26 protein-coding genes, 1 tRNA gene and 1 riboswitch are annotated in these 24,136 nt (G+C 61.4%); of the genes, 13 read left to right on the forward strand and 14 right to left on the reverse strand.

Annotated elements, in window-relative coordinates:
- The first annotated feature begins 5 nt into the window (after window positions 1–5).
- On the forward strand, window positions 6–995 hold the full coding sequence (locus AB8B29_RS00670) for an Hsp33 family molecular chaperone (protein WP_037203133.1): 990 nt from the start codon (window positions 6–8) through the stop codon (window positions 993–995).
- A gap of 6 nt (window positions 996–1,001) precedes the next feature.
- Here AB8B29_RS00670 and apaG read toward each other — a convergent pair whose 3' ends face one another.
- Window positions 1,002–1,394, reverse strand: a complete 393-nt coding sequence (apaG, locus tag AB8B29_RS00675) for a Co2+/Mg2+ efflux protein ApaG (protein WP_037203135.1) — start codon at window positions 1,392–1,394, stop codon at window positions 1,002–1,004.
- Window positions 1,395–2,004: 610 nt separating this feature from the next.
- On the opposite strand from apaG, the gene AB8B29_RS00680 reads away from it, so the two are divergent.
- Window positions 2,005–2,718, forward strand: coding sequence for a DNA helicase (locus tag AB8B29_RS00680; protein WP_037203136.1), 714 nt, complete (start codon window positions 2,005–2,007; stop codon window positions 2,716–2,718).
- 82 nt (window positions 2,719–2,800) lie between these two features.
- Here the strand turns inward: AB8B29_RS00680 and AB8B29_RS00685 are convergent, their stop codons facing one another.
- A complete protein-coding gene (locus tag AB8B29_RS00685) occupies window positions 2,801–3,988 on the reverse strand; it encodes an O-succinylhomoserine sulfhydrylase (RefSeq protein WP_047641049.1) in 1,188 nt (395 codons plus the stop codon).
- 43 nt (window positions 3,989–4,031) lie between these two features.
- Window positions 4,032–4,110, reverse strand: a riboswitch (SAM riboswitch).
- 172 nt (window positions 4,111–4,282) lie between these two features.
- On the opposite strand from AB8B29_RS00685, the gene AB8B29_RS00690 reads away from it, so the two are divergent.
- Together AB8B29_RS00690 and AB8B29_RS00695 are read left to right on the forward strand one after the other, a co-directional pair.
- Complete coding sequence (locus AB8B29_RS00690; RefSeq protein WP_037203141.1) at window positions 4,283–5,377, forward strand: 2'-deoxycytidine 5'-triphosphate deaminase; 1,095 nt, start codon at window positions 4,283–4,285, stop codon at window positions 5,375–5,377.
- Between the two features lie 58 nt (window positions 5,378–5,435).
- A tRNA-Gly gene (locus tag AB8B29_RS00695) sits at window positions 5,436–5,509 on the forward strand.
- 11 nt (window positions 5,510–5,520) lie between these two features.
- Here AB8B29_RS00695 and AB8B29_RS00700 read toward each other — a convergent pair.
- Entirely contained in the window at window positions 5,521–5,742 is a 222-nt protein-coding gene (locus AB8B29_RS00700; protein ID WP_245297551.1) for a hypothetical protein, read from the reverse strand.
- Between the two features lie 15 nt (window positions 5,743–5,757).
- Between AB8B29_RS00700 and AB8B29_RS00705 the strand changes: the two genes are divergently transcribed.
- Together AB8B29_RS00705 and AB8B29_RS00710 are read left to right on the forward strand one after the other, a co-directional pair.
- Window positions 5,758–5,937: a hypothetical protein gene (locus tag AB8B29_RS00705; protein ID WP_092575106.1), complete on the forward strand. Its 180-nt coding sequence runs from the start codon at window positions 5,758–5,760 to the stop codon at window positions 5,935–5,937.
- 118 nt (window positions 5,938–6,055) lie between these two features.
- A complete protein-coding gene (locus AB8B29_RS00710; RefSeq protein ID WP_092575104.1) occupies window positions 6,056–6,643 on the forward strand; it encodes an acyltransferase in 588 nt (195 codons plus the stop codon).
- Window positions 6,644–6,727: 84 nt separating this feature from the next.
- Here AB8B29_RS00710 and AB8B29_RS00715 read toward each other — a convergent pair whose 3' ends face one another.
- A complete protein-coding gene (locus AB8B29_RS00715) occupies window positions 6,728–8,740 on the reverse strand; it encodes a methyl-accepting chemotaxis protein (protein WP_092575186.1) in 2,013 nt (670 codons plus the stop codon).
- Between the two features lie 494 nt (window positions 8,741–9,234).
- Between AB8B29_RS00715 and AB8B29_RS00720 the strand changes: the two genes are divergently transcribed.
- Window positions 9,235–10,044 (forward strand): transporter substrate-binding domain-containing protein, encoded by an 810-nt coding sequence (locus tag AB8B29_RS00720; protein WP_245297559.1) that lies wholly within the window; start codon window positions 9,235–9,237, stop codon window positions 10,042–10,044.
- On the opposite strand, the gene AB8B29_RS00725 is transcribed toward AB8B29_RS00720, so the two are convergent.
- The 4 genes from AB8B29_RS00725 to AB8B29_RS00740 form a co-directional block, all read right to left on the reverse strand.
- A complete protein-coding gene (locus AB8B29_RS00725; protein ID WP_034513789.1) occupies window positions 10,045–10,458 on the reverse strand; it encodes a tellurite resistance TerB family protein in 414 nt (137 codons plus the stop codon).
- 78 nt (window positions 10,459–10,536) lie between these two features.
- Complete coding sequence (locus tag AB8B29_RS00730; RefSeq protein WP_092575100.1) at window positions 10,537–11,682, reverse strand: thermonuclease family protein; 1,146 nt, start codon at window positions 11,680–11,682, stop codon at window positions 10,537–10,539.
- A gap of 15 nt (window positions 11,683–11,697) precedes the next feature.
- On the reverse strand, window positions 11,698–12,351 hold the full coding sequence (locus AB8B29_RS00735; RefSeq protein WP_092575098.1) for a S24 family peptidase: 654 nt from the start codon (window positions 12,349–12,351) through the stop codon (window positions 11,698–11,700).
- A gap of 141 nt (window positions 12,352–12,492) precedes the next feature.
- Window positions 12,493–12,921 (reverse strand): hypothetical protein, encoded by a 429-nt coding sequence (locus AB8B29_RS00740; RefSeq protein WP_037203157.1) that lies wholly within the window; start codon window positions 12,919–12,921, stop codon window positions 12,493–12,495.
- A 109-nt stretch (window positions 12,922–13,030) separates the two neighbouring features.
- On the opposite strand from AB8B29_RS00740, the gene AB8B29_RS00745 reads away from it, so the two are divergent.
- Window positions 13,031–13,387 carry a DUF952 domain-containing protein gene (locus tag AB8B29_RS00745; protein WP_092575096.1) on the forward strand — a complete coding sequence of 119 codons (357 nt, stop codon included), beginning with the start codon at window positions 13,031–13,033 and terminating at the stop codon, window positions 13,385–13,387.
- The gene (locus AB8B29_RS00750) at window positions 13,384–14,472 is read left to right on the forward strand and encodes a quinone-dependent dihydroorotate dehydrogenase (protein ID WP_037203160.1); all 1,089 of its coding nucleotides are present in this window, start codon (window positions 13,384–13,386) and stop codon (window positions 14,470–14,472) included. Before AB8B29_RS00745 ends, AB8B29_RS00750 begins: the two co-directional genes overlap by 4 nt.
- Here AB8B29_RS00750 and AB8B29_RS00755 read toward each other — a convergent pair.
- The 3 genes from AB8B29_RS00755 to AB8B29_RS00765 are packed head-to-tail and all read right to left on the reverse strand — an operon-like array spanning window position 14,448 to window position 16,586.
- On the reverse strand, window positions 14,448–15,797 hold the full coding sequence (locus AB8B29_RS00755; RefSeq protein ID WP_037203162.1) for an MATE family efflux transporter: 1,350 nt from the start codon (window positions 15,795–15,797) through the stop codon (window positions 14,448–14,450). The two genes, AB8B29_RS00750 and AB8B29_RS00755, sit on opposite strands and share 25 nt — an antisense overlap.
- Before the next feature lie 17 nt (window positions 15,798–15,814).
- Window positions 15,815–16,318 carry a CAP domain-containing protein gene (locus AB8B29_RS00760; protein ID WP_037203163.1) on the reverse strand — a complete coding sequence of 168 codons (504 nt, stop codon included), beginning with the start codon at window positions 16,316–16,318 and terminating at the stop codon, window positions 15,815–15,817.
- A 1-nt stretch (window position 16,319) separates the two neighbouring features.
- Entirely contained in the window at window positions 16,320–16,586 is a 267-nt protein-coding gene (locus tag AB8B29_RS00765; protein ID WP_037203165.1) for a DUF6460 domain-containing protein, read from the reverse strand.
- A 167-nt stretch (window positions 16,587–16,753) separates the two neighbouring features.
- Here AB8B29_RS00765 and AB8B29_RS00770 point away from each other — a divergent pair, with 167 nt between their 5' ends.
- A complete protein-coding gene (locus AB8B29_RS00770) occupies window positions 16,754–17,698 on the forward strand; it encodes a methyltransferase domain-containing protein (protein ID WP_037203166.1) in 945 nt (314 codons plus the stop codon).
- Between the two features lie 106 nt (window positions 17,699–17,804).
- Window positions 17,805–18,440 (forward strand): YitT family protein, encoded by a 636-nt coding sequence (locus AB8B29_RS00775; RefSeq protein WP_037203167.1) that lies wholly within the window; start codon window positions 17,805–17,807, stop codon window positions 18,438–18,440.
- A gap of 12 nt (window positions 18,441–18,452) precedes the next feature.
- Here AB8B29_RS00775 and AB8B29_RS00780 read toward each other — a convergent pair whose 3' ends face one another.
- A complete protein-coding gene (locus AB8B29_RS00780; protein ID WP_037203168.1) occupies window positions 18,453–18,644 on the reverse strand; it encodes a DUF2735 domain-containing protein in 192 nt (63 codons plus the stop codon).
- 441 nt (window positions 18,645–19,085) lie between these two features.
- On the opposite strand from AB8B29_RS00780, the gene AB8B29_RS00785 reads away from it, so the two are divergent.
- Entirely contained in the window at window positions 19,086–20,126 is a 1,041-nt protein-coding gene (locus AB8B29_RS00785) for a glutamine synthetase beta-grasp domain-containing protein (protein ID WP_037203169.1), read from the forward strand.
- A 231-nt stretch (window positions 20,127–20,357) separates the two neighbouring features.
- Here the strand turns inward: AB8B29_RS00785 and AB8B29_RS00790 are convergent, their stop codons facing one another.
- Window positions 20,358–20,819 carry a carboxymuconolactone decarboxylase family protein gene (locus AB8B29_RS00790; protein ID WP_037203170.1) on the reverse strand — a complete coding sequence of 154 codons (462 nt, stop codon included), beginning with the start codon at window positions 20,817–20,819 and terminating at the stop codon, window positions 20,358–20,360.
- Window positions 20,820–20,848: 29 nt separating this feature from the next.
- Window positions 20,849–21,352 (reverse strand): RrF2 family transcriptional regulator, encoded by a 504-nt coding sequence (locus AB8B29_RS00795; RefSeq protein ID WP_037203171.1) that lies wholly within the window; start codon window positions 21,350–21,352, stop codon window positions 20,849–20,851.
- A gap of 249 nt (window positions 21,353–21,601) precedes the next feature.
- On the opposite strand from AB8B29_RS00795, the gene AB8B29_RS00800 reads away from it, so the two are divergent.
- Complete coding sequence (locus AB8B29_RS00800; protein WP_037203336.1) at window positions 21,602–24,112, forward strand: ligase-associated DNA damage response DEXH box helicase; 2,511 nt, start codon at window positions 21,602–21,604, stop codon at window positions 24,110–24,112.
- Window positions 24,113–24,136 lie beyond the last annotated feature (24 nt).

The raw sequence follows: 24,136 nt of genomic DNA on the forward strand, positions 1-24,136 counted from the left end.
GAGCAATGGCCGAAAATGCAGCCTCGCTGGGTCAGTTTGATTTTGCCGGTGACGATCACGTGGTTCCCTTCCAGGTGGAAGGGCTCGATGTGCGCGGTCGTGCCGTGCAGCTTGGTTCGTTGCTGGACGCAATTCTTGCCCGGCACAACTATCCGACCCCGGTCGCCCGGCTTTTGGCCGAGGCCATCGTCCTGACCGTCCTGCTCGGAACCTCGCTGAAGTTCGAGGGCAAGTTCACCGTGCAGACCAAGAGCGACGGTCCCGTCGACCTCCTGGTTGCCGATTTCTCGACGCCGGAAAATGTCCGCGCCTACGCTCGTTTCGATGAAGAGGCTCTGGCAAAGGCGATCGCCGCCGGTGAAACCGAGCCGGAACAGCTGCTCGGCAAGGGCGTGCTCGCCTTCACTATCGATCAGGGTCGCTACAGCCAACCCTATCAAGGCATCGTCGCTCTCGACGGCGCCTCGCTCGAGGAGATTGCCGGCACTTATTTCCGCCAGTCGGAGCAGATACCGACTCGGGTTCGCCTGGGCGCCGCAGAACTTTTCGATCGTGACGAGAACGGCAAGCCGCGGCATCGCTGGCGGGCGGGCGGCCTGATCGCGCAGTTCCTGCCGGAAGCGCCGGAGCGCATGCGCCAGCCGGATCTCCATGGCGGCGATGGCGATAGCGGCATGCGTGATCATGTCGAGGACGATGCCTGGGCGGAAGCACGCAGCCTGGTGGAGACCATCGATGCGGATGAATTGACGGATCCGCTTGTCGGCACCGAGCGCCTGCTGTTCCGCCTCTTTCATGAGCGCGGCGTGCGCGTCTACGAACCCAAGGCGGTTTTCGACCGCTGTTCCTGTTCGCGCGACAAGCTGAAGGGCGTGTTGCAGGGGTTCTCGGCCGAGGAGATCGAGGCCAGCCAGGAGAACGGCGAAATCGCCGTCACCTGCGAATTCTGCTCGACCACGTACCGCTTCGAGGCAGCCGAGATAAATGTGACCTGATCGGGCTCAGTTCAGCGTGCGCATCAGGTTGGGCGTATCGAGGGAGAAGGCGGGGATCTTGACATGGAAAAGTTCCCCGTCATCCGTCTCCATCTGGTAGTGGCCGAACATCATTCCCGAGGGTGTGTCCAGCGGGCATCCTGAGGAATATTCATAGGTGTCGCCAGGCCGCAGATGCGGCTGTTCGCCGACGACGCCGGGGCCGGTCACTTCGTCGACTATTCCGTTCATGTCGGTGATATGCCAATAGCGCGTCACCAGCCGAACGGAAACTTTCGAGTGGTTGGAGATGACGATGCGATACCCCCAGACATAGCGATCGTCATCCGGATCGGATTGCTCCTCCAGATAAAACGGCTCCACGACCACTTCTATGTCGCGTGTTAGGGCGCGATACATGCCTGATACCTTACCACTGCGCTGGAGCATCAAGCGTCGGACAAACGCTGGAAAAGCCTCAGTATCTTTAAGTCTGCGGCATATTATCCGCTTTCCACCGTCCCGCAAAATGCAGGATCTCTAGCGGTATCCTACAAGCAACCTATTCCGTCAAGGAACGGATCGGTGAAAACCCGTGTGATCGGCCGGAGCATCCCGGTTTTTAGCTATTACGGCTAATATCGAAGGTTAATAGGCCGCAGCCAAAAGTATCACAGGCCGCTTCTCTTTCACTGTTATCCCGCATACTGCTGCCCGAATACCCTCCATGGGCGGAAACGCTTACGGAAATTGCAGGTTGACTTGAGACTCGATTGTCATGTCCGCCACGCCTCAATCCAAATCTCTAGATCATATAATTCCCAAACCGGTCTTGTGTTCCCCGAGAAGCGCTTCTCTGCGATTTCCCGGCGAGGGGATTTCGGCTATCATCTGATTCTGGCATGGCCCGTGCCTCCCCCCTCCATCCGGGAAAGTATACTTCATGCGGGGCTGTCGATCATCAAACCGACTGTTTGAGCGCCGGGCATAAGGAGGGGTTGCGGTCATTGCTCGCAATAGGAGGTTTACAATGAGGCTTTCCGCCCCTGTTTATCATTTGAAGCGCAAGGCGCGGCTGCTGTCGCGTCAACAGAATATTCCTTTGCATGCCGCGCTGGATCGCGTAGCGGCCCGCGAAGGATTTCAAGGCTGGAGCTTGCTTGCGGCCAAGACGCAAGCGGCCGTACCCGCCGACGATTTGTTCTCGCTCTTGAGTCCGGGCGATCTGGTGCTGGTCGGCGCGCGGCCCGGCCAGGGCAAGACATTGATGAGCCTCAAGCTCGCCGTCGGAGCCATGAAGGCTGGCAATCGCAGCGCCTTCTTCACGCTGGAGGATACGGAGAAGGTCGTCCTGGATCGCTTTCGGATCATCGGCGTGGATCAGGCCGAGTTCAGGGAACTGTTCGAGCTCGACAGTTCCGATGCCATAAGTGCCGATTACATCACGCGCAAATTGGCCTCAGTGCCGCGCGGCACATTGGCGGTGGTCGACTATCTGCAGATACTCGATCAGAAGCGGGAGAAGCCAGAATTGATGACCCAGGTCCGGGCATTGAAGGCCTTCGCGCGCGACAAGGGCGTGATCGTCGTGTTCATCTCGCAAATCGACCGTTCATACGATCCGGCGCTGAAGCCATTGCCCGATCTCGATGACGTTCGTCTGCCGAACCCGCTGGATCTCGCGCTTTTCGACAAGCTGTTCTTCTTGCATGCCGGCAAGGTTCAATACAAGGCGGCGAGCTGACGCTGGCCGTCTGCTTGCATCATGGCCTGCTCAGGGCAGGTCGGGCCGCCCGGAAAATCTCCGGGCGGCTTGTCGATTGATATCAGGCGGAGACCTGTTCCAGAGCGCGGGCGAAATCCTCGACCAGATCCTCGCTGTCTTCGATACCGGCGGAGAAGCGCACGGTGCCCGGCGAAATGCCGAGTTCGGCGCGCGCCTCGTCGGTGAGGTTCTTGTGCGTCGTGGTGGCCGGATGAGTGATCAGGCTCTTGCTGTCGCCGAGATTGTTGGAAATCCGCACGATTTCCAGTGCGTTCTGCAGCTTGAAGGCCGCTTCCTTGCCGCCCTTCAGCTCGAAGGCCACCAGCGTCGAGCCGCCGGTCATCTGCTTTGCGATGATATCGGCCTGCGGGTGATCCTTGCGGCCGGGATAGATCACGCGGGCGACCTTGCCGGGGTGCCCGGCAAGGAAATCGGCCACCTTGGCGGCATTCGCCGTCTGCTGCGCGACGCGCAGCGGCAGTGTCTCGATGCCCTTCAGCAGCGTCCAGGCGGTGAACGGCGACATGGCCGGGCCGGTGTGGCGGAAATAATCCTGCAGGTTCTCGTCGATCCACTGCTTGTCGGAAAGGATGACGCCGCCGAGCGAGCGGCCCTGGCCGTCGATATGCTTGGTGGCGGAGTAGACGACGATATGGGCGCCGAGCTCCAGCGGCTTCTGGAAGAGCGGGGTGGCGAAGACGTTGTCGACCACGACCTTGGCGCCGATCTGGTTGGCGAGTTTGGCGACGGCGGCAATGTCGACCACTTCCAATGTCGGATTGGTCGGGCTTTCCAGGAAGAAGACCTTGGTCGTGGGACGGATGGCCTTTTCCCAGTTTTCGACGAAACGTCCGTCGACCAGCGTGCATTCGATGCCGTATTTCGGCGCCAGCGTTTCGACGACCCAGCGGCAGGAGCCGAAGAGCGCGCGAGCGGCAACGATATGGTCGCCGGCCTTCAACTGGCAGAGAATGGCGGCGGTGACGGCGGCCATGCCCGAGGCCGTGGCGCGGGCATCTTCCGCGCCTTCCAGCGCGCACATGCGCTTTTCGAACATGTCGTTGGTCGGGCTGCCGTAGCGGGCGTAGATGAACCCATCCGTCTCGCCCTTGAAGCGTGCTTCCGCCGCTTCCGAGGTGTCGTAGACGAAGCCCTGGGTCAGATAGATTGCTTCGGATGTTTCGCCGAATTGCGAACGGAGCGTTCCGCTGTGAACGAGCTGGGTTGCGGGGCGCCAAGTCTTGCTCATGCCATCACCACTTTCAAAACAAAAAAACCGGCCGCAATTGCAGACCGGTTTCAACCCGGTCTTTTTAGCCACTTATTTAACGTGGCTGCAAGCCGACCGGCCAAATCACCACGGGATAAGTTGCAATACTGCCGTTGATCGCTTGCGTCAATTCCCTGAGTTTGGTTTTGTCTGCGACAAATTACTGTGCCTGGCGCCCGTAGGCTGCGCAAAGGATCACGGTAACACTTGGAATTTGCACATGACCCTTCAGATCGCGCTATGGTTTGCAGGATTGTGTGCCGGGGATGAGGCATGATGGCTCGCAATACTGGAATTCTAGCCGATCGCGCCATTGCGGCGCTTTTTGACGCGGGGCGGCTGACGAGCGAACGGGAACTGGACGCCGATCAGATCCAGCCGGCGAGCCTCGATCTTCGGCTCAGCGCGCATGCTTTCCGCGTCCGCGCCAGCTTCATGCCCGGCCCGTCGCATCTCGTCGCCGACAAGCTCGACCGGTTGAAGCTGCATGTCATCGATCTCTCCGAAGGCGCTGTGCTGGAAACCGGCTGCGTCTATATCGTGCCGCTGATGGAGCGCCTCGATCTGCCGGCTGACATGTCTGCGTCGGCCAATCCGAAAAGTTCGACCGGCCGCCTCGATATCTTCACCCGCGTCATCACCGACCGGGCGCAAGAGTTCGATAAGATCCCGGCCGGCTATTCCGGCCCGCTCTATCTGGAAATCAGCCCGCGCACCTTCCCGATCGTCGTGCGCCGCGGCTCGCGCCTGTCGCAGATCCGTTTTCGCGTCGGCCAGGCCGTGCTCACCGAGCCGGAACTGCTGGCCCTGCACGAGACCGAAACGCTGGTGGCCAGCAAGAAGCCGAACATCACCGGCGGCGGCATCGCGCTGTCGATCGATCTTGCCGGCGACAAGGAGGGCCTGATCGGCTATCGCGGCAAGCATCACACCGCCGTTGTCGATGTCGACAAGAAGGCCCAGCACGATATCTTCGATTTCTGGGAGCCGCTCTATAGCCGCGGTCGCACCGAACTGATCCTCGACCCGGACGAATTCTATATTCTCGTCTCTCGCGAAGCCGTGCATGTTCCGCCGCATTATGCCGCCGAGATGACGCCCTTCGATCCGCTGGTCGGCGAATTCCGCGTCCACTATGCCGGCTTCTTCGATCCGGGCTTCGGCCACGCGCCGTCCGGCGGCCGCGGCAGCCGCGCCGTGCTCGAAGTGCGCAGCCACGAGGTGCCTTTCATCCTTGAGGACGGCCAGATCGTCGGGCGCCTGATCTACGAACACATGCTGGAACAGCCGAGCAGCCTCTATGGCTCCGGCCTCGGCTCGAACTATCAGGCGCAGGGCCTGAAGCTGTCGAAGCACTTTCGGCTCTGAGGGGCTAGCGACTGGCCTTGACAGAGACCGCCAACTGTTGGACATCTCAGGGTGTCAGGCGGGTGTAGCTCAATGGTAGAGCAGCAGCTTCCCAAGCTGAATACGAGGGTTCGATTCCCTTCACCCGCTCCAACTTGCCCTTGTCAAAAACGGCCTCTTGTTTTCAGCGCAACCTTCAGCGCTTCGCCGAAGGTTGCGATCGGGCGGGCGAGGCGTCCGGCCTGCGGGCGATGCATCAGCCAGTTGACGACTTTCGGGCTGAAATCCGGCGCCTCGATGACCTCGACGGCATCGCGCCAGCGGCTTTCCGATAGCGCCGCCGGTGTCAGGACGCCGATACCGAGACCGCGTGATACCAGCGACATGCGCAATCGGCGCTCATGGCTTCGCCAGCTCGACGCATCAATGGTCTCTTCGTCGGCATCTTCTTTCTCGGCGGCACGCTGGGCTCGGCGCTTGCCGGCACCGCATGGGATTTTGGTGGCTGGGTTGCCGTCTGTGCAACGGCCGCAGGCTTTGGCGCGGTTGCCTTGATCACAGGCCTTGCGGAGCGTAGGTGAAGGATGCAAGAAAACGGCAACACTTGCCGCCTCGCCTCCGCGTCGCCATATGCTGGCTCATTCAGGTGGGTGCCAGACAAGAATGGCAAAAGGAGTGCCCCTTGAAAGGAGCGTCCTTATGCGCGGCATTGCATGGTTCTACAGATTGAAGGCGATCTTTGTGCGTGGCGTGCTCACGATATCGCGCAGCACGAAAATTCCGCTGGGAACGACGATCATCTGGAAGCGCGGCAGTGTTCGCATCGGCGCAAAGGGGCATTTCCGCAAGGGCGTCGTCATCGATGCGCAAAAAGGCAGCATCGATATCGGCAATCACGTCTCCTTCAACGAGTACACAATTCTGTTGGGCAGTGGCGGGATTTCGATCGGCAACGATGTGCGGATCGCCGCCCATGCCATGGTCGTATCCTTCGATCACAATTTCGATGATCTCACCCAGCCCATCCGCCAGCAGGGTCTCACGAGGAAGCCTGTCGTCATCGAAGATGATGTCTGGATCGGCGCGGGAGCGAAGATCCTGGGCGGCTCCCATATCGCTAGGGGATGCGTCATCGGCGCGAATGCCGTCGTCAAGGGGAAGACCGAGCCATACGGCATCTATGTCGGTGCGCCCGCCAGATTGCTGAAATGGCGCGGACAGAAAGACAACTCCACTGCCGAAAATATCGAGCAGCTTCTTTCTTCGAAGAGATTGACAAACCGATAGGCATTGACGTGTCGAAACAGGCGGCATTCGTTAAGACGTGCCGCCTGCAGTCTATTCGCCAAATGGTTTACGATCGCGGCGTTCTCAGAATTCCGTCCAGTCCGCGTCCTTGCTCGTCGTGGCCGGTGGCTGATTGCCACTGAACGCACTCAGCAATTTCTGGCCGAGCGCGCGCGCCGGCGAGGGCGCCGGACGTGCCTTCACGCCGTCGACAGCCCGGATGACGGGAGCTGGCGCAGGTCGTGGCAGGGGTCGCGCAGTGGGCCGCGGCGCATTGGTTGCGGCAGGCGCCGCACGTACATGTGCAGCCTCGCCTCCGCTCGTGCGGAACTGGCCGATGAGTGCCGCCAGAGAGGCGGCCTCGGTCGCCAGACTGTGGCTCGCAGCCGTGCTTTCCTCCACCATGGCGGCGTTCTGCTGGGTGCCGTGATCCATGGCGTTGACGGCGGTATTGATCTCCTGCAGGCCGGCCGACTGCTCGCGCGAGGCTTCGGCGATCGCGTGTACATGCCGGTTGATTTCCTGCACGTCCGAGACGATGGCGTCGAGTGCCTTGCCGGTTTCGTTGACCAGGCCGACGCCGGTCCGGACATGCGTTTCGGAGGTGGCGATGAGCGTCTTGATCTCCTTGGCGGCATTGGCGGACCGTTGCGCCAGCTCGCGCACTTCCTGGGCGACCACGGCAAAGCCCTTGCCGGCCTCGCCGGCGCGGGCGGCTTCGACGCCGGCGTTCAGCGCCAGCAGATTGGTCTGGAAGGCGATCTCGTCGATGACGCCGATGATGTTGCTGATCTCCCCGGAGGATTTTTCGATCTGCTGCATGGCTTCTACGGCATTGCGAACGACCTCGCCGGACCGCTCCGCGCCTGCGCGCGTATGGACGACGAGTTGACTTGCTTCCTGCATACGCCTGGCGGCGTCCTTGACCGTCGTGGTGATCTGTTCCAGCGCGGCGGCGGTTTCCTCGACCGATGCCGCCTGTTGTTCCGTGCGCCTTGAAAGCTCGTCGGCTGCGCCACGGACTTCGTTGGCACCGGCGTTGATGGCGCTGGCATTGGCGCCGACCGCGTGCATTGCCCCGTCGAGCTTGAGGAGCGCGTTGTTGAAGTCCTGCCGGAGCTGATCGAGATGTTCGACGAATTGGGTGTCGATGCGCGTCATGAGATCGCCTTCCGCAAGACGCTTCAAGCCATCGCCGACCGCTTGAACGGCCTGCTGCAGATGCGCTGCCTCGGCAGCCTGCCGAACCTCGCGTTGAGCGCGTTCGCTGTCGCTGAGCGTCCGGTCGGCTTCGGCCTGCGCCGCGAGCCGCGCGCGTTCTATCGCGTGGTCGCGGAACACGACGACGGCTGATGCCATCTGGCCGATCTCGTCGCGACGGTCGTGGCCTTCGATTTCGCTTGCCGTATCGCCGCCGGCGAGCGTCGTCATGCGGTGATGCAGATGCATCAGCGGCGCAGCAATGCTTTTCTGCGCGACATACATGCCGAAGATCAGGGAGAGAAGTGTCACGGCACCAAGGGTGCCGAGCGTATAATCGATGGCACTGTTGACCTCCGCCGACAAGGCATCGCCGCCGCTGTTCATTCGGTTTGCCAGCGCATCGCCATTGGCTTGCATCTGCACCATGAGCTTGAGCAGTTTGTCGTTGACCACGGCCATGCCCGCCTCGGCGCCTTTGGCGTCGCCATTCTTGCGCTGCTCGATCGCCTTGTTCGTGAGCGTTTGCAAGTCATCCAGTCCGGCGAGGATCGCGTCGATGGGCTGCTTCCGGGCGGGGACAAGGCTCTCGGCATGCTTCAGCCTATCCTTCGCCTCGCTGAAATAGCTGCTGCCCGCCGTCGCCGCCGTCTTGACGGCATCGCTGCCGGGATCGAAATTCAGCATCAGGCTTGCCTGCAGTACCCCGGCCAGTGCGGCGGAATTCGAGCGCGCCCCTTCCGTCGCCGCAATGGCTTCCCGATCGAGGAAGGCCTTGTAGGCCTGGTCCGCCTTGCGGGACTCGCCGGCGATATACAGCAGGCCGGCGAAGGAGATGAGGCCGAGAAAAAGGATCACGGCAAGCATCTTGGTTTTGATTTTCAGGTTCCTGAACATGATGGTCCATTTGGGTGCCGCGCCCTTATCGAGGAGAATGCGCAAGGGTCCGCTCGTCTTGGAAGGACGGTGAGGATCGCGCCGCCTGATATGTGCGGATGAAGCCGAATTTGCGGGATACCTTGCGAAGAAGGCTCGGACGACTTGCATCATGCGATCGGCTGCCGGGCCGACGTCGTCGATGCCGCGAGTACAATCAATAGAGCTTAATCGACCGCTAACGAGGGCACTTATGCGGCCGAATTCCCACGGCAATTTTGTGCTTGTTCAAAATCTCGCAACCGACCGGTGCGGCACGCGTCCGCCATTCATCTTGCGGACGCTGCCGCCATCATTCCTTGGCGCGATATTCCCCCTGCGGCATGACTCTGCTACATCGGTTGGTGAATCAGGGATCGATACACACGACCGGAGGCTGGATCATCACCATGCGTGTTTGCCTTTCGTCGCCAACCTCCGCAACGAAGCTTCTGGCGCGCGCGGCGCTGATCGCCATGTCGTGCGCCTTGCCGCTTGCCGCCCAGGAAGCCAAGCCGCCGAGCCTGCCGATCCTGTTCGATGCGCGCGAGCGACTGCCGAAACCTGATCTGTCTTCTTTGGTGAGATTGAGGTTTCTGACCTCGATCGATTTCCCGCCCTTCAATTTCGTCGATCAGAACGGCAAGCTCGCAGGCTTTCATGTCGAGCTCGCCCGCAAGATCTGCGACGAACTCGGCATATCGGACAAATGCCAGATCCAGGCGTTACCGTTCAACGAATTGCAGGGGGCGCTCACGGCTTCGCAGGGCGATGCGGTGATTGCCGGCGTCGCCGTGACCCCGGAGCTGCGCAAGACCTTCGCCTTTTCACGCCCCTTCCTGACGTTGCCGGCTCGTTTCGTCCGCAACCTCAAGGCTCCGATCAGCGGCACGACGGCCGCATCGCTTGCCGGACACCCCGTCGGCGTGGTCAAGGGGACGATGCACGAGGCTATGATGGCGGCTTTCTTCCCGGCGATCAAGCCGGTGCCGTTTGACGACAAGGCGGCTCTTCTGGCGGCCGTCAAGGACGGCAAGATCGATGCCGTCTTTGCCGACGGCTTGCAACTGTCCTTCTGGGTATCGTCGCCGGCGGCGGAAAAATGCTGCGCCCTTTTCGACGGTCCCTATCTCTCCCAGCAGTTCCTCGGCGAAGGCATGACCATCATGCTGCGTCAGCAGGACGCCGATCTGACGGCGGCGATCAATCATTCCCTCGCCACTCTGTCCCGCGATGGCAGGCTGCAGGAAATCTATCTGCGTTATTTCCCTTACGGGCTCTATTGATCAGGCCTTGCGGTAGCGGGCAATCGCGCTGCGCTCGATGGCCGCGCAGGTGAGCTTGTCGAGGCCCAGGCGGTCGCGAAGCAGGCTGAGAAGGCGCAATTCCTCCGCCTTGACCGACAGATCGGCCGACGCGACTTCCACGGCGAGCGCATACGCCGTGTCGTAGAGCCGGGCCGGCAAGGTGTCGCGCACGGTTTCAAGTACGATATCGAGCCCCTCATTGTTCGCCAGAAGCTTGGCGCAATCGCGGGAGACCGAGATCAGCGTCTCGTCGTCAAAACCCTTGAAAACCGGCAGGGCGTGGATGAGTTCTCCAATCCGGCTGAGTTCCCGGTCGTTCATCGTTCGATCGACGGCCGAGGCCAGTACCATGACGTAGATGAGGGCCTCGTGAGCGGAAAGCGGCTTGTTCATGACAGGCGAAGTCCTTCGAATTTGGCAGACTGAAAAGTCGCGCGTCTCATGGCAAAAGCTGGTGGCGGAAGCAAGGCGTCAGATCGGATTGAGCGGATCTTCCTTGGGCAAAGCAGGCCCAAGGGTCGATTTTCCAGTCTTTCGTGGGTCGTCACCATAGATGCCGCGCTGCTTCTGCTTTGCTTCGTCGACAAGCGGCGCCAGCGGCGATCCGGGTTCCGGCTCGGCCCAGCCGAAACGCACGAGCCAGGCGCTGAGATCGACGCGAACATAGCGGCAGGCACCTTTCACCGTGCCCTGCCAGGTCGCGCTCGGCAGGTCGCAGTCGATGGTGCGTCCGCGCAAATACATGCGGAATGCGGTGCGGGCAGCCAGTCCGCAAGGCCAGCTTTTGCCGCTCGGGCCGGTGCACATCCGATCGACATCGGTTGGGATGATGCCGGTGAGCTGCACGCTCCTGCCCGCAATGGTCAGCACACCCGCCTGATCCGCGAAGGGTCGGACAAGCTCGATGGGCTTTATCTGCTCCTCAGGTTTCTGCGCATCACCGAGCGAAGCCTGCTCCGACTGAGGCCGGGGCGGAAGGGTCTGATGTTCGGATGCAGCCATCTGCCTGTCGATCTGATCGGCCGGCATCCGGTTGTCCGGCGTCGGATCTACTTTAGCCTGGTCGGCAGGCGCAGGATCCGGCGATGTCGATGCGGCGCTGGCCTTGTCCGCCGCGACTTCGGTTGGCCCTGAAGTCTGGTCCGAGGGCGTGTCCGTGTTTTTCAAGAACCGTGCCGGCGGCGCCTCATTCGGCTTTGCCGAAACATTGGTCGACTGCGCTGTGGCGGGAAGGGCCTTGCTCTCTTGCGCCACTGCCGGCTGAGCAGTGGCTGCGTTGTCTTCCGCAGCCTTACTTACATCGCTGCCAGGCGCTATCTCCACGGCCGGCTTGGCGGGCGGCGCCCCGGTCTGATCTTCCGGCTGCGTTTTATTGGAGGTCGTATCGTCCTGCTTAGCTGTATCGATGGGCTTTGGCGCATCATTATTCTTCGCAGGCGTGAGATCGGCCTTGGCGGTTTCCGCCGGCGCTGTCGCCGGCCGATTTTCCGTCACCGCGCCGCTAGCGCCTCGGTGGGGCAGAGAAAAGCCATGCTCTCCCAGCTGGACCACGATCAGCGTCAACCACGAACCGACCACCGCGCCCGCCACACCTCCAAGCAAAATATTACGACGCATACCGAGAAAACTTTCCTATTGGCTTGCCCATATGATCCGGGCGATCCATTCCACATCCGCCAGATCGAAGCTGCGGTTGGGGTGCTCGGGGTTGAGCGACATCAACTCGATCGAGCGTGCACTCTGCCGCAGCAAGACCTTGGCCATGACTTCGCCGTCGCGGGTCTTGACCACGACACGGTCGTTTCGCCGGATCTGAGCCCCTGGTTCGACGATCAGAATGTCGCCGTCGCGGTAAAGCGGCAGCATGCTTTCACCCTGTATCTCCAGCGCATAGACGCCGGCCTCATGCCCGGTCGCGGCGGGAAATTCCACCATATCCCAGCCCTGGCCCGCCGGGAAGCCGCCGTCATCGAAGAAACCGCCGGCGCCTGCCTGGGCAAAACCGATAAGCGGAATGGAGCTGCCGGCTGGTGAAATTCCCTGGGCGGACATCTCGCCACTCCGCAGGAAACCCAGAAATTGCTCGAGGCTCGCGCCTGTCGCATCCAGCACCTTGGCGATCGATTCCGTCGATGGCCAGCGCAGGCGCCCGTCCTGGCTCAACCGCTTCGACTTGTTGAAGGACGTAGCATCGAGCCCCGCTCGGCGTGCCAGACCGGAGGGCGTCAAGGCATATCGCTCGGCGAGCCTGTCTATCGCACCCCATATCTGCTCATGTGACAGCATCGCCGCTCAGCATCCGCGCGCCGGATGGCCCGGCGCTCAACTCATTGCAAAAAGGTTAACCGAGGCATTTTGGCGAGTAAAGGGCGAGATAGGAATACGGTCCTTTATCCCTGTGCTTTCATCGCCCAGCTATCCCGGGCCTCAGGTCTTCTGTGGCTGCGGCTTGGTGTCCGGCTGCTCGTTCTGGAATTCCTTCGCCATGCCCATGAAGCCGCGCATGAATTTCTGCATGATGCCGAGCGTGCGATCGACATCGGCGTCGCTCGGAAGGCTTGATCCGTTGTTGGAGGCAACGGTCTTTTCCAGCTTGGTCACGCGGTCGGAGAGACGGTCGAGCTCGTCGTCATAGGCGGCGCGCTCGTCGGCGGCCATGCGGCAGACGAGGTTGCCGTTCTGATCCTGGCAGATGGACATCGCGCCGGTCTGCCGATCGAGGCGGACGAAATGATCGCCGCTTCGCTCCAGCTGGAAGCGCGTTGCGTCCGGTTCGGCCGCGAATGCGGGTGCAGTCAGAAGAACAGCGGCGGGCAGAAGCAGGGCCGCGATGCCGATTCTCATTTCCTTCGTCATGTCATCCTCCGGATTTTCTGCTTAACTGTGCATCTTCGCGCACGTTTCCCCGTGGACATCGACGGCGGTTTTCGTGCAAAGCCCTATCAGAGCAAATGTTCACATAGGGATGATGACCGCGATGCCAGTGGTTTACAAGATCGTGCCGGATGCGCTCTGGCAGCAGGCCAGACAAACCGGCGTTTTTAATGGCGCGGCGATCGATCTGACCGACGGCTTCATTCATCTGTCCACGGCCAGGCAGGCGGTGAAAACCGCGGAGCTCTATTTCGCCGGCCAGGCAGGGCTGCTGCTGGTGGCGATCGACGGCGATGTGCTTGGCGAGAAGCTGGTGTTCGAGCCCTCGCGTGGCGGCGATCTCTTCCCGCATCTCTACGCGCCGCTGCCGCTTTCGGCGGTGCTCTGGGAAAAGCCGCTGCCGATCGGTTCCGATGGTGCGCATGTCTTTCCGGAGATGGCCGAATGATCGGAGCCTTTCGTGATCTCGGCCGGCGCGGCCTCTTCCTCCTCGATCCGGAAACGGCGCATGGCATGTCGATTGCGGCGCTGAAGTCCGGCCTCGTGCCGGCTTGCCGCGTCAGCGCCGATCCGCGCCTGCGCCAGACCGTCGCCGGGCTCGACTTCGCCAATCCCATCGGCATGGCGGCCGGCTTCGACAAGAACGCCGAGGTGCCGGAAGCCCTGTTGAAGCTCGGTTTCGGCTTTACCGAAATCGGCACGGTGACGCCGAAGGCGCAGCCCGGCAATCCGCGCCCGCGCATCTTCCGTCTCGTCGAGGACGAGGGCGTCATCAACCGCCTCGGCTTCAACAATGAAGGTCATGAAGCGGCTCTCCGCCGGCTGCAGGCTGTTCGCGGCAAGGGCATCATCGGCGTCAATATCGGTGCCAACAAGGACAGCGTCGACCGCATCGCCGACTACGTCACCGGCATTCGCCGCTTCTATTCCGTGGCGCGCTATTTCACCGCCAACATTTCTTCGCCCAATACGCCGGGCCTGCGCGATCTGCAGGGGCGCGAAAGCCTGTCGGCGCTGCTGTCGGCCGTGCTCGCCGCCCGCGACGAGGAGGCAGCGAAGGCCGGCAAGCGCATCCCCGTCTTCTTGAAGATCGCGCCTGATCTGACCGAGGAGGGCATGGACGACATCGCGGCCGAAACCTTGGCCCACGCTTTGGACGGCCTGATCGTCTCCAACACCACGCTTTCGCGCGATGGGTTGAAGGATCAGCGACAGGCGAAAGAGGCGGGTGGCCTTTCCGGCAAGCCGGTCTTCGAGAAGTCGACCATTGTGCTGGCGAAGATGCGCCGCCGTGTCGGCAGCGCTCTCCCGATCATCGGGGTCGGCGGCGTCTCGTCGGCCGAGACGGCGCTGGAGAAGATCAAGGCAGGTGCCGATCTGGTGCAGCTTTATTCCTGCATGGTCTATGAAGGGCCGGGCTTGCCCGGCCAGATCGTCGCCGGCCTGTCGAAGCTGCTCGACCGCGAGCGTGCGGGCTCGATCCGCGACCTGCGCGACATCAGGCTGGACTACTGGGCGAACCGGAACGTCTGATCGGCCCGTTTCTTCAGGCCCATGGCCAGGAAGATGCCGCGGAACAGCAGGAAGGCATTCATGGCCATCCACAGGCCGTGATTGCCGAGCGTCGGGACGAGGATCGCAAGCGCTATAAGGTAGCCACCGAAGGACATCAGCATCCGGTTGCGCATGTCGCGCGACCAGGTGGCGCCGATGAAGACGCCGTCCATCAAGAAGGCGAGAGCGCCTGTCAGACCCGTGACGGCGGCCCAGGGCAGATAGGTTTCGGCAGCGGCGCGAACCTCCTGCGAAGTCGTCAGCAGGCGGATCAGCGCCGGGCCGACGGTGAAGAAGAACACGGCAGCGGCAAGCGCCAGCCCGAAGGACCAAAGCCCGGTCAGCTTCAATCCGCGCTCGAAGGCAGGCCGATAGTTGGCGCCGATTGAGCGGCCGGTAATCTGCTCTGCGGCGTTCGCCAGTCCGTCGAGATAATAGCCGGACAGCAGGAAGAAGTTCATCAGCACCGCATTGGCGGCCAGCATCACCGCGCCGAAGCTGTTGCCGATGCGCGTCATTAGTGTGAATGCGCCGATCAGCACGAAGGTCCGGATGAGGATGTCGCGGTTGAGCGCGAAGAGCTGCGTGAGCTTGGAGCGCGACAGCAATTCGGCGCGCGCCGGCCTCTCTTCGGCGGCAAAGCTGCGTATCACGATGGCGAGCCCCAGCAGCGTGCCGGTCGCCTCACCGATCAGCGTGCCCCAGGCGACGCCGGCAACCCCCCAGCCGAGCCAGAGGCCGAGAAAAATGGCGAGCGCGATGTTGACGCCGTTGATGACGGTCTGCAGCAGCAGCCCGATGCGGCCCTGGCCGCGACCGAGCACGAAGCCGAGCAGCGCGTAATTGGCAAGTGCCGCCGGGCCGGAGAGCATGCGGATGGAGAAGTAAGTGCGTGTTGCATCGGCAATGGCACCTTGCGGCCCCATCAGCTTGATGCCGAGCCAGAGCAGGACGGGCGACAGTACGACGATCAGGAAGCCGCAGCCGAGTGCCGAGATCAGGGCACGCCAGAAGACCGCCTGCTGTTCGTGCCGGTCATGGCGGCCATAGGCCTGTGCGGTAAGCCCGGTCGTGGAGGCGCGCAGAAAGTTGAAACTTGCGAAGATGAGATCGAAGAGCACCGCGCCGATCGCAAGTCCCGCAAGCGCATCCGGCTGGCCGAGATGGCCGACGACGGCGGTGTCGGCAAGACCGAGCAGCGGCGTCGTCATGAAGCCGAGGGTCATCGGAAGCGCGATCGACAGCACGAGCCGATGTGTGACATCGAAGGGCAGAACCCTTCCGCTCGCGTCCTGAACATTCATATCTGCTTCGCGCCTCCTCAATCCGTGGAGAGCACCATGGACCAATAGGGCTTGCTGCCGGAAGAGGGGGCATAGGCAAGAGCGACGCCGATACCGTCATATTTGCCGAGCATGTTGTGCAAATGCTTCGGCGAATTGATCCAGGCCGTGACAGCGGCGTTCACGTCGCGCTGGCCCTCGGCGATGTTTTCGGCGGCCGGCAACTTGACGCCGCTCGCCTTGACCCGCTTGCCGAAATCGTCGCCGATGCCGATCAGATGTTCCATCTTGCCGGCATCCGCCATGCGTCGCGCCTGATAGACGGCGGCGGTGCTGGCGGCGGTGTCGATCTTCAGCGGCGGCAGCCCGTTCTTGGCGCGCAGCGCGTTGACGAGCGGTAGGGCGGAGGCGGTCTGGTCGCTGGCCGGCGTGTTGGAAAGGCGGGCAGGCGGCGTGGCGCAGCTCGCAACGGAGGCAGCGAGCGCAAGGGCGGCGAGGCGCAGCGTATCGCGGCGCGTATAAGGCAATGTCTGGGAATTCATGTCAGCGGTTATAATTGAACAATCGGAGAATGATGAAGAGCGGGATGACGATGGATGCGCCAATAACCAGATAATCACCGAACTCACCGAGCGCAGCAAAGCCGCTGTGCCAGAGATCGACGACGAAGCGGCGCAGGCCGTTGAGGAAATCGAGCGGCCGCCAGCCGAAGAACTTCATCACGAAGCCGACGACGAGCGATACGACAACGAGCTTCACCACTGTGCGGCCCGGCGAGTCGCCGAGGAATCTGTTCACCTGATCGGACATGCTGACGTCTCCATAGTGGGCAGTCGGTCGGTTTTGAGATAGGGCCGCGGGCTGCTGCGCGCAAGCGCTTTTGCCTGGCATCCATCTCAAACACGCGTCTGCCTGAAATAGGACTTGAGTTTTTTTGTGGCCGCGTCCAAAGCCGAGCGTCAAACAGGATCGAACCCATGCTGCCGAGCCAGCTTTCCTCCGGCGATGTCATTGCCGACCGTCGTGCCGACTACGCGAAAATGCTTGCCGAGGGCGGCGAGCCAGCGAGCGCCGGCGAATTGATGGAACAGGCGCTGGAGCTTGTGCCGCACTGGGCCGCGGGCTGGTTCACCCTCGCGACCTATCGCGAAAAGGCCGGCGATGCGCCGGGCGCGATCGCTGCATTGAACGAGGTGCTGGCGCTGGATGCCGGCGACGTCTTCGGCGCGCGCCTTAAGCTTGCGGTTCTGGGAGCAGTGGCGGTGCCGGACCGGCCCCCGAGCCTTTACGTCGAGCGGCTGTTCGACGATTACGCCGATCGGTTCGAGACTTCGCTGGTGGGGAAGCTTGGCTATAGCGTTCCGGGCAAGCTTGCGGCCCTGATCGCCGGCACGGCCGATATATCAACGCATTTCCAACTCGCCGTCGATCTCGGCTGCGGCACCGGCCTGTTCGGGCCGGAGATCCGCGGGCGCGTCGATCGGCTCGAAGGCTTCGATCTGTCGAAGGGCATGCTCGCCAAGGCAGCGGAGAAGGGCGTCTACGACCATCTCGGCCAGGCCGATCTGTCGCTGGAGCCGCTTCTATCGGGCGTTTTCGATGCCGGGCTGGCGCCGGGACGGGCAGATCTCATCACCGCCGCCGATGTCTTGATGTATCTGGGCGATCTGCATGGCGTCATGGCGATCACGCGCATGCTGGCGGCCGACAATGCCGTCTTCGCCTTTTCGGTCGAGGATGCGGAGCATCCTGAGGGCTATGTGCTACGCCACTCTCTGCGTTTCGCCCATTCGGAAGCCTATGTGAGGGAGGTGTTGGCCGACCATGGCTTTGCGGTACAGGATCTCGCGCGCAGCATCATTCGCATGGATGCCGGAAAACCGGTCCACGGCATTCTGTTCATTACGCGCAAATCCGCCTGACCGATCGATTCTTGCGAATTTTAAATAGGTCAGTATTCCTTACATATTTGCTCTTGATTGTGGCACGGGCTTTCAGCAAATTCCCTGAAAACAAAGGGGAAAGCACATGGCAAACCTGAAGAGCGCCTTTGGCGTCTGGAACACGTCCGCGACCCGGCATTCGCTGGTCGAGGATATTCAAGGCATAGTTTCCGGCAGTCTGGTTTCGTCGCTCGGGCTTTTCTGCCTTTCGAGCGCCGGGCTGTTGACGGGCAGCACCGCCGGCGTCGCCTTCCTGCTGCATTATGCGATCGGCGTGAATTTCGGCCTGGCCTTCTTCGTGGTCAATCTGCCGTTCTTCTATCTGTCGCTGAAGCAGCTCGGTCCCGCCTTCACGGTGAAGACCTTCATCGCCATTGCGCTGACCTCGCTGCTGACCAATATTCAGCCGCGCCTGTTCGAGGTGGCCCATGTCAACGCCCTCTGGTCGGCACTTCTCGGCGGCATCCTGCTCGGCTTTGGACTGCTCGCACTCTACCGTCACCGCGCCAGCCTGGGCGGTGTCGGCATATTGGGGATCTATTTGCAGGAGCGTTTCGGCATACGTGCGGGGCTAGTGCAGCTTGCGGTCGACCTTTGCGTTCTCGCGGTCGCTTTTGCAGTGACCTCGCCATTCGTGGTCATCTGCTCGGTGTTGGGCGCAATCGCCCTCAACCTCTTCCTCGCGATCAATCACCGCTCGGATCGCTATATCGCCTTCTAGACGGCCAGTGATTTACTGTTTGCGGGTCTCGTCGGACTCGACGATCGCAGCTTCGTGATACCAGCTGTCGAATGCAGCCGTCGCGATGCTCGTGCCGATGTCCGGGGTGAGGTTTAGCTTAGCGCGCTGGCCGACCGCGGTAGGGCGGGCCTTGACGGGAAACTGATAAATCTTTGCCGTTTCGTGTTGAACACGGATTGCCATTCTTTGTCTCTCCTTTTGGTGTTCAAGCGGGCGTGCTTGAAGAGACAACTCATATATAGCAGAGCCAAACGCAGATTTCAGCATTCTGCTCAAAAAAAATGCTAAACGTTGAAATTATAGGCAATTTAGATGTCGCCAGATCGGCGCCCCCTGTCTGAACCGGCCGATTTTTCGGGCCGGCCCGAATCGGCGAGGGTGCGACAAGTTGGCAGCACCTGCCGTCGAGCGGCTTACGATTTGAAAAGATTTGGGCATTTAATGCTCATAAATCCCCGCGCAAAAGCGTGCGAATTGCGAAATCCTCGTCGCTCGAGTCGAACAGCCGCGTAATCTGGCATGTCAAATGCATGTCATGTGGCAGCCGTTTGTAGTGAAGGATTTTTCGGCGGGCGTGCCGGCAATTTTTTCTACTTCGCCTGATTAACTGTTATGAGGTGCGTAATGACGAAATTTAAGCTCGAGTATATCTGGCTCGACGGGTACACCCCGGTACCGAACCTGCGCGGTAAAACGCAGATCAAGGAATTCGACGCATTTCCGACGCTTGAGCAGCTTCCGCTTTGGGGCTTCGACGGTTCGTCGACGATGCAGGCCGAAGGCCGCAGCTCCGATTGCGTGCTCAAGCCCGTCGCCCTCTATCCCGACCCGGCCCGTACCAACGGCGCCCTCGTCATGTGCGAAGTCATGATGCCGGACGGCGTTACGCCGCACGCTTCCAACAGCCGCGCGACCATCCTTGACGATGAAGACGCATGGTTCGGCTTCGAGCAGGAATACTTCTTCTATAAGGACGGCCGTCCGCTCGGCTTCCCGGAAGCCGGCTACCCGGCTCCGCAGGGCCCGTACTACACCGGCGTCGGCTACAGCAATGTCGGCGACGTTGCTCGCGAAATCGTCGAAGAGCATCTCGATCTTTGCCTGGAAGCCGGCATCAACCATGAAGGCATCAACGCCGAAGTGGCCAAGGGCCAGTGGGAATTCCAGATTTTCGGCAAGGGCTCCAAGAAGGCCGCCGACCAGATCTGGATGGCCCGCTACCTGCTGCAGCGCCTGACGGAAAAGTACGGCATCGACATCGAGTTCCATTGCAAGCCGCTCGGCGACACCGACTGGAACGGCTCGGGCATGCACTGCAACTTCTCGACCAAGTTCATGCGCGAAGTCGGCGGCAAGGCTTATTTCGAAGCGCTGATGGCTCAGTTCGACAAGAACCTCGACGCTCACATCGCCGTCTACGGCCCGGACAACGACAAGCGTCTGACCGGTAAGCACGAAACTGCTCCGTGGAACAAGTTCAGCTACGGCGTTGCTGACCGCGGCGCCTCGATCCGCGTTCCTCACTCCTTCATCAAGAACGACTACAAGGGCTACCTCGAAGATCGTCGCCCGAACTCGCAAGGCGACCCCTACCAGATCGCTTCGCAGGTTCTGAAGACCATCTCGGAAGTCTCGACTGAAGGCTTCGCTTCGGCTGCCGCCTAAAGCTTCCAAGCTTGGCTTGCTGAGCATAGGAAAGTGAATGAATGACGCGGGACTTCGGTCCCGCGTCATTCGTTTTTTTGGGCCAGTTCTGAGCTTATCAAATGGCGTTTATCGCCCAGATTCTCATGTGCGCCGGCTGCTAACCCAGACGCCGTCATCCTCGGGCTTGACCCGAGGATGACGGCGTTCAGTGGCGAGCGGCGACGCACAGCATGTTTAGGAAAAGGAAACTCAGGCCGCCTTGTTTGCCGCATCGACCGGATGCAGCGCGCGGAAGCCGACGGCGAGCCGGTTCCAGATATTGATCGCGCCGATCGCCACGGTGATCTTGACGATCTCCTCTTCGCTGAAATGTTGTTTCAGCGGTTCGTAGTCGGCATCCGGTATGCCCGTCTGGGCAATCTTGGTGACGGAGTCGACCCAGCGAAGCAGGGCGCGTTCGCGGTCGTCATAAACAGGCGATTCCCACCAGACGCACATCAGGTTGATCCATTGTTCGCTAAGTCCGTCGTGCCGGGCTTCCTTCACATGCATGTCGACGCAATAGGCGCAGCCATTGATCTGCGAGGCGCGAAGCTTGATCAGGTGGATGAAGCGGCGCTCCAGACCCGAGCTCTGGACGAAGTTTTCCAGTGCGACGATGGCCTTGTAGGAGTCGGGCGAGGCTTTGGCGAAATTGAAACGGGGATGCATGGTCTTCTCCTTGGGTTCAAGTTCTTGGTTCAGCTTTTGGTCTTGCGTTCATGGATCGCGAGAAAGGCGCAGCCCCTCGCGTTTATGCCGCCGTCCGTGTCCGTTTGCCTGAGGTCGGTCAGCACGTCGGCGATGCTGGTTTTGGCCAGTTCGGCCCGATAGGCGCGTTCAGCCGCAAGCATGGCGGCGTTGATGCCGCAGGGCTTGGCGAAATAGCGCCCCGGCAATGGGCTCGGGCCGCGCTGGCGGATTTCCGCGCAGCGGAAGGCGGGCGCCGGACCCTCGGCGGCCAGCACGATATCAAGCAGGCTGATCGCCTCGGGCTTGCGCGCCAGCCGATAGCCGCCTTTCGGCCCTGGAACCGTATCGAGAATGCCCGCGCCCGAAAGCGCCTGCAGATGCTTCAGAAGGTAGCTGACCGAGACGCCATGAAATTCGGCAAGGGCAGCGGCCGAAAGCACACCTCCATCCGACAATCCAGCCAGCATGCTGACGCAATGGATGGATTGTTCGACGCCGTCTCCGAGTTTCATGTCTCGGCCTCTCTAATCATGGATATTTTTTATCCGCGATTATTCTCGGAGTCAATTGTTTTTTTAATTGGGGCGGTATGTAGCCTGAAAGGTGGCTGTCGATATGCTGCGCGCCCGACACCCCCCTTGTGGGGGAGATGTCACGACAATGAGAGAGGGGGTGCACACTTTCTACGAACTCCAAAACCAACGATGCGAAGTCAAACATCCCCGCTTCTCATCCGCCGCATATCCATTACATTTGCCCGCGTGGACCAGATCGACCCGGAGCACCCTCTTGCCCTGCCTGCCCCCTTCATCCGCTGGTTTGCGGAAAAGGGCTGGCAGCCGCGTGCCCATCAGCTCGAACTGTTAGCTCGCGCCGAGGCCGGCGAAAGCACGCTATTGATCGCACCGACGGGCGCGGGCAAGACGCTGGCGGGCTTCCTGCCGTCGCTCACCGATCTCACCCGCCGCGGCAAAGTCCCGCCCGGCTCGGCCTTCACCGGCATCCATACGCTCTACATCTCGCCGCTGAAGGCGCTCGCCGTCGATATCGAGCGCAACCTGATGAAGCCCGTTACCGAAATGGGTCTGCCTGTTTCGGTCGAAAACCGCACCGGCGATACGCCTGCCGGCAAGCGGCAGCGCCAGAAACTCAATCCGCCCGATATTCTTCTGACGACGCCAGAGCAGGTGGCGCTTTTGCTCGCCAATCGCGAGGCCGAGCGCTTCTTCAAGGATCTGAAATATATCGTCTTCGACGAGCTGCATTCGCTGGTCACCTCCAAGCGCGGTCACATGCTGTCGCTCGGTCTCGCCCGCATCCGCAGGCTCGCGCCAAGCGTCCGGACCATCGGCCTTTCAGCCACCGTCGCCCAGCCGATGGACCTGCAGAAATGGCTGGTGGCGCAAGAGCAAGGGAAGGAGCAACATGCCGGCCTAGTTCTGGTCGATGGCGGCGCCAAGCCTGACATATCGATACTATCAACCGAAGAGCGCATCCCCTGGTCCGGCCATTCCGCGAAGTATGCGATCCCCGATATCTATCGCGAGCTGAAGGCCCATCGCACCACGCTGCTCTTTGTCAACACGCGCTCGCAGGCAGAAATGCTGTTTCAGGAGCTGTGGTCCGCCAATGACGACAACCTGCCGATCGCCCTGCACCATGGCTCGCTCGATGTCGGCCAGCGCCGCAAGGTGGAGGCGGCCATGGACGCCAACCGCCTGCGCGCTGTCGTCGCCACCTCGACGCTCGATCTCGGCATAGACTGGGGCGATGTCGATCTCGTCATCCATGTCGGTGCGCCCAAAGGCGCAAGCCGCCTCGCCCAGCGTATAGGCCGCGCCAATCACCGCATGGATGAGCCTTCCAAGGCAATCCTGGTGCCGGCCAATCGCTTCGAGGTCATGGAATGCCAGGCAGCCCTCGACGCCAATTATATCGGCGCGCAGGATACGCCGCCGATCGGCGCCGGCGCGCTCGATGTTCTCGCCCAGCATGTGCTCGGCATGGCCTGCGCCGAGCCCTTCGACATGCTGGAGCTCTATGATGAGGTGCAGAGCGCCGCTCCCTATGCCGATCTCTCCTGGGAAACCTTCGAGCGCATCGTCGATTTCGTCGCCACTGGCGGCTATGCGCTCAGAACCTATGAGCGCTATGCCCGCATCCGCAAGACGCCGGAAGGACGCTGGCGCGTTTCCAATCCGCAGGTCGCCCAACAATACCGTCTTAACCTCGGCACCATCGTCGAAGAGGCGATGCTGAATATCCGCATGGTGAAGCGCAATGCGCTCGGCTCGCTCGGGCGAGGGGGAGCGCCGCTCGGCAAGGTCGAGGAGTATTTTCTCGAACAGCTTTCGCCCGGGGATACGTTTCTGTTCTCCGGCAAGGTGCTGCGCTTCGAAGGCATCCGAGAGAACGAATGCCTAGCGTCGCAGGCTTTCTCCATGGACCCGAAAATCCCATCCTATGCCGGCGGCAAGTTTCCGCTGTCAACCTATCTCGCCGATCAGGTGCGGGCGATGATCGCCGATCCCGACCGACGGCATCGCCTGCCGGATCAGGTGCGTGACTGGTTGGAACTCCAGAAGGAAAAATCGCTGCTGCCACGGCGCGACGAGTTTCTCATCGAGACTTTCCCACGCGGCAGCCGCGCCTACATGGTCGCCTATCCCTTTGAGGGGCGTTTGGCGCACCAGACGCTCGGCATGCTCTTGACCCGCCGGCTGGAGCGGGCCGGGGCCAAGCCGATGGGCTTTGTCGCCACCGATTATTCCCTTGGCATATGGGGATTGGAGGATATGGGGATGATGATCGCCAATCGCCGTCTCAGCCTCTCCGATCTGTTCGATGAGGACATGCTCGGCGATGATCTCGAGGCCTGGCTCGACGAATCCTTCCTGCTGAAACGCACCTTCCGCAATTGTGCCGTGATTGCCGGCTTGATCGAGCGCCGGCATCCCGGCAAGGAAAAGACCGGCCGTCAGGTGACGGTATCCGCCGACCTGATCTATGACGTGCTGCGCAGCCACGAGCCGGATCATATCCTGCTGCAGGCGACCCGGCAGGATGCCGCGACGGGACTTTTGGATATCGGCCGACTTGGAGATATGCTGAGACGAATCAAAGGCCATATCACCCACCGGGCGCTGGATCACATCTCGCCGCTCGCCGTGCCGGTGATGCTGGAAATCGGCAAGGTGCCGGTGCCTGGCGAGGCCCACGATGCCGTGCTTGCGGAGGCTGCCGACGACCTGATCCGCGAGGCCATGGAATGAAGCATGATCCCAAAAAGTGTGAAG

The organism is Rhizobium sp. 11_C7_N12_5 (assembly GCF_051811145.1).
GTDB classification, from domain to species: Bacteria; Pseudomonadota; Alphaproteobacteria; order Rhizobiales; family Rhizobiaceae; genus Rhizobium; species Rhizobium lusitanum.

Excerpts from the sequence above, each read along its gene's own strand:
- AB8B29_RS00670 (WP_037203133.1), top strand. The coding sequence starts at position 6 with ATGGCCGAAAATGCAGCCTCGCTGGGTCAGTTTGATTTTGCCGGTGAC.
- apaG (WP_037203135.1), bottom strand. The coding sequence starts at position 1,394 with ATGTATCGCGCCCTAACACGCGACATAGAAGTGGTCGTGGAGCCGTTT.
- AB8B29_RS00680 (WP_037203136.1), top strand. The coding sequence starts at position 2,005 with ATGAGGCTTTCCGCCCCTGTTTATCATTTGAAGCGCAAGGCGCGGCTG.
- AB8B29_RS00685 (WP_047641049.1), bottom strand. The coding sequence starts at position 3,988 with ATGAGCAAGACTTGGCGCCCCGCAACCCAGCTCGTTCACAGCGGAACG.
- AB8B29_RS00690 (WP_037203141.1), top strand. The coding sequence starts at position 4,283 with ATGATGGCTCGCAATACTGGAATTCTAGCCGATCGCGCCATTGCGGCG.
- AB8B29_RS00700 (WP_245297551.1), bottom strand. The coding sequence starts at position 5,742 with ATGTCGCTGGTATCACGCGGTCTCGGTATCGGCGTCCTGACACCGGCG.
- AB8B29_RS00705 (WP_092575106.1), top strand. The coding sequence starts at position 5,758 with ATGGCTTCGCCAGCTCGACGCATCAATGGTCTCTTCGTCGGCATCTTC.
- AB8B29_RS00710 (WP_092575104.1), top strand. The coding sequence starts at position 6,056 with ATGCGCGGCATTGCATGGTTCTACAGATTGAAGGCGATCTTTGTGCGT.
- AB8B29_RS00715 (WP_092575186.1), bottom strand. The coding sequence starts at position 8,740 with ATGTTCAGGAACCTGAAAATCAAAACCAAGATGCTTGCCGTGATCCTT.
- AB8B29_RS00720 (WP_245297559.1), top strand. The coding sequence starts at position 9,235 with ATGTCGTGCGCCTTGCCGCTTGCCGCCCAGGAAGCCAAGCCGCCGAGC.
- AB8B29_RS00725 (WP_034513789.1), bottom strand. The coding sequence starts at position 10,458 with ATGAACAAGCCGCTTTCCGCTCACGAGGCCCTCATCTACGTCATGGTA.
- AB8B29_RS00730 (WP_092575100.1), bottom strand. The coding sequence starts at position 11,682 with ATGCGTCGTAATATTTTGCTTGGAGGTGTGGCGGGCGCGGTGGTCGGT.
- AB8B29_RS00735 (WP_092575098.1), bottom strand. The coding sequence starts at position 12,351 with ATGCTGTCACATGAGCAGATATGGGGTGCGATAGACAGGCTCGCCGAG.
- AB8B29_RS00740 (WP_037203157.1), bottom strand. The coding sequence starts at position 12,921 with ATGACGAAGGAAATGAGAATCGGCATCGCGGCCCTGCTTCTGCCCGCC.
- AB8B29_RS00745 (WP_092575096.1), top strand. The coding sequence starts at position 13,031 with ATGATGACCGCGATGCCAGTGGTTTACAAGATCGTGCCGGATGCGCTC.
- AB8B29_RS00750 (WP_037203160.1), top strand. The coding sequence starts at position 13,384 with ATGATCGGAGCCTTTCGTGATCTCGGCCGGCGCGGCCTCTTCCTCCTC.
- AB8B29_RS00755 (WP_037203162.1), bottom strand. The coding sequence starts at position 15,797 with ATGAATGTTCAGGACGCGAGCGGAAGGGTTCTGCCCTTCGATGTCACA.
- AB8B29_RS00760 (WP_037203163.1), bottom strand. The coding sequence starts at position 16,318 with ATGAATTCCCAGACATTGCCTTATACGCGCCGCGATACGCTGCGCCTC.
- AB8B29_RS00765 (WP_037203165.1), bottom strand. The coding sequence starts at position 16,586 with ATGTCCGATCAGGTGAACAGATTCCTCGGCGACTCGCCGGGCCGCACA.
- AB8B29_RS00770 (WP_037203166.1), top strand. The coding sequence starts at position 16,754 with ATGCTGCCGAGCCAGCTTTCCTCCGGCGATGTCATTGCCGACCGTCGT.
- AB8B29_RS00775 (WP_037203167.1), top strand. The coding sequence starts at position 17,805 with ATGGCAAACCTGAAGAGCGCCTTTGGCGTCTGGAACACGTCCGCGACC.
- AB8B29_RS00780 (WP_037203168.1), bottom strand. The coding sequence starts at position 18,644 with ATGGCAATCCGTGTTCAACACGAAACGGCAAAGATTTATCAGTTTCCC.
- AB8B29_RS00785 (WP_037203169.1), top strand. The coding sequence starts at position 19,086 with ATGACGAAATTTAAGCTCGAGTATATCTGGCTCGACGGGTACACCCCG.
- AB8B29_RS00790 (WP_037203170.1), bottom strand. The coding sequence starts at position 20,819 with ATGCATCCCCGTTTCAATTTCGCCAAAGCCTCGCCCGACTCCTACAAG.
- AB8B29_RS00795 (WP_037203171.1), bottom strand. The coding sequence starts at position 21,352 with ATGAAACTCGGAGACGGCGTCGAACAATCCATCCATTGCGTCAGCATG.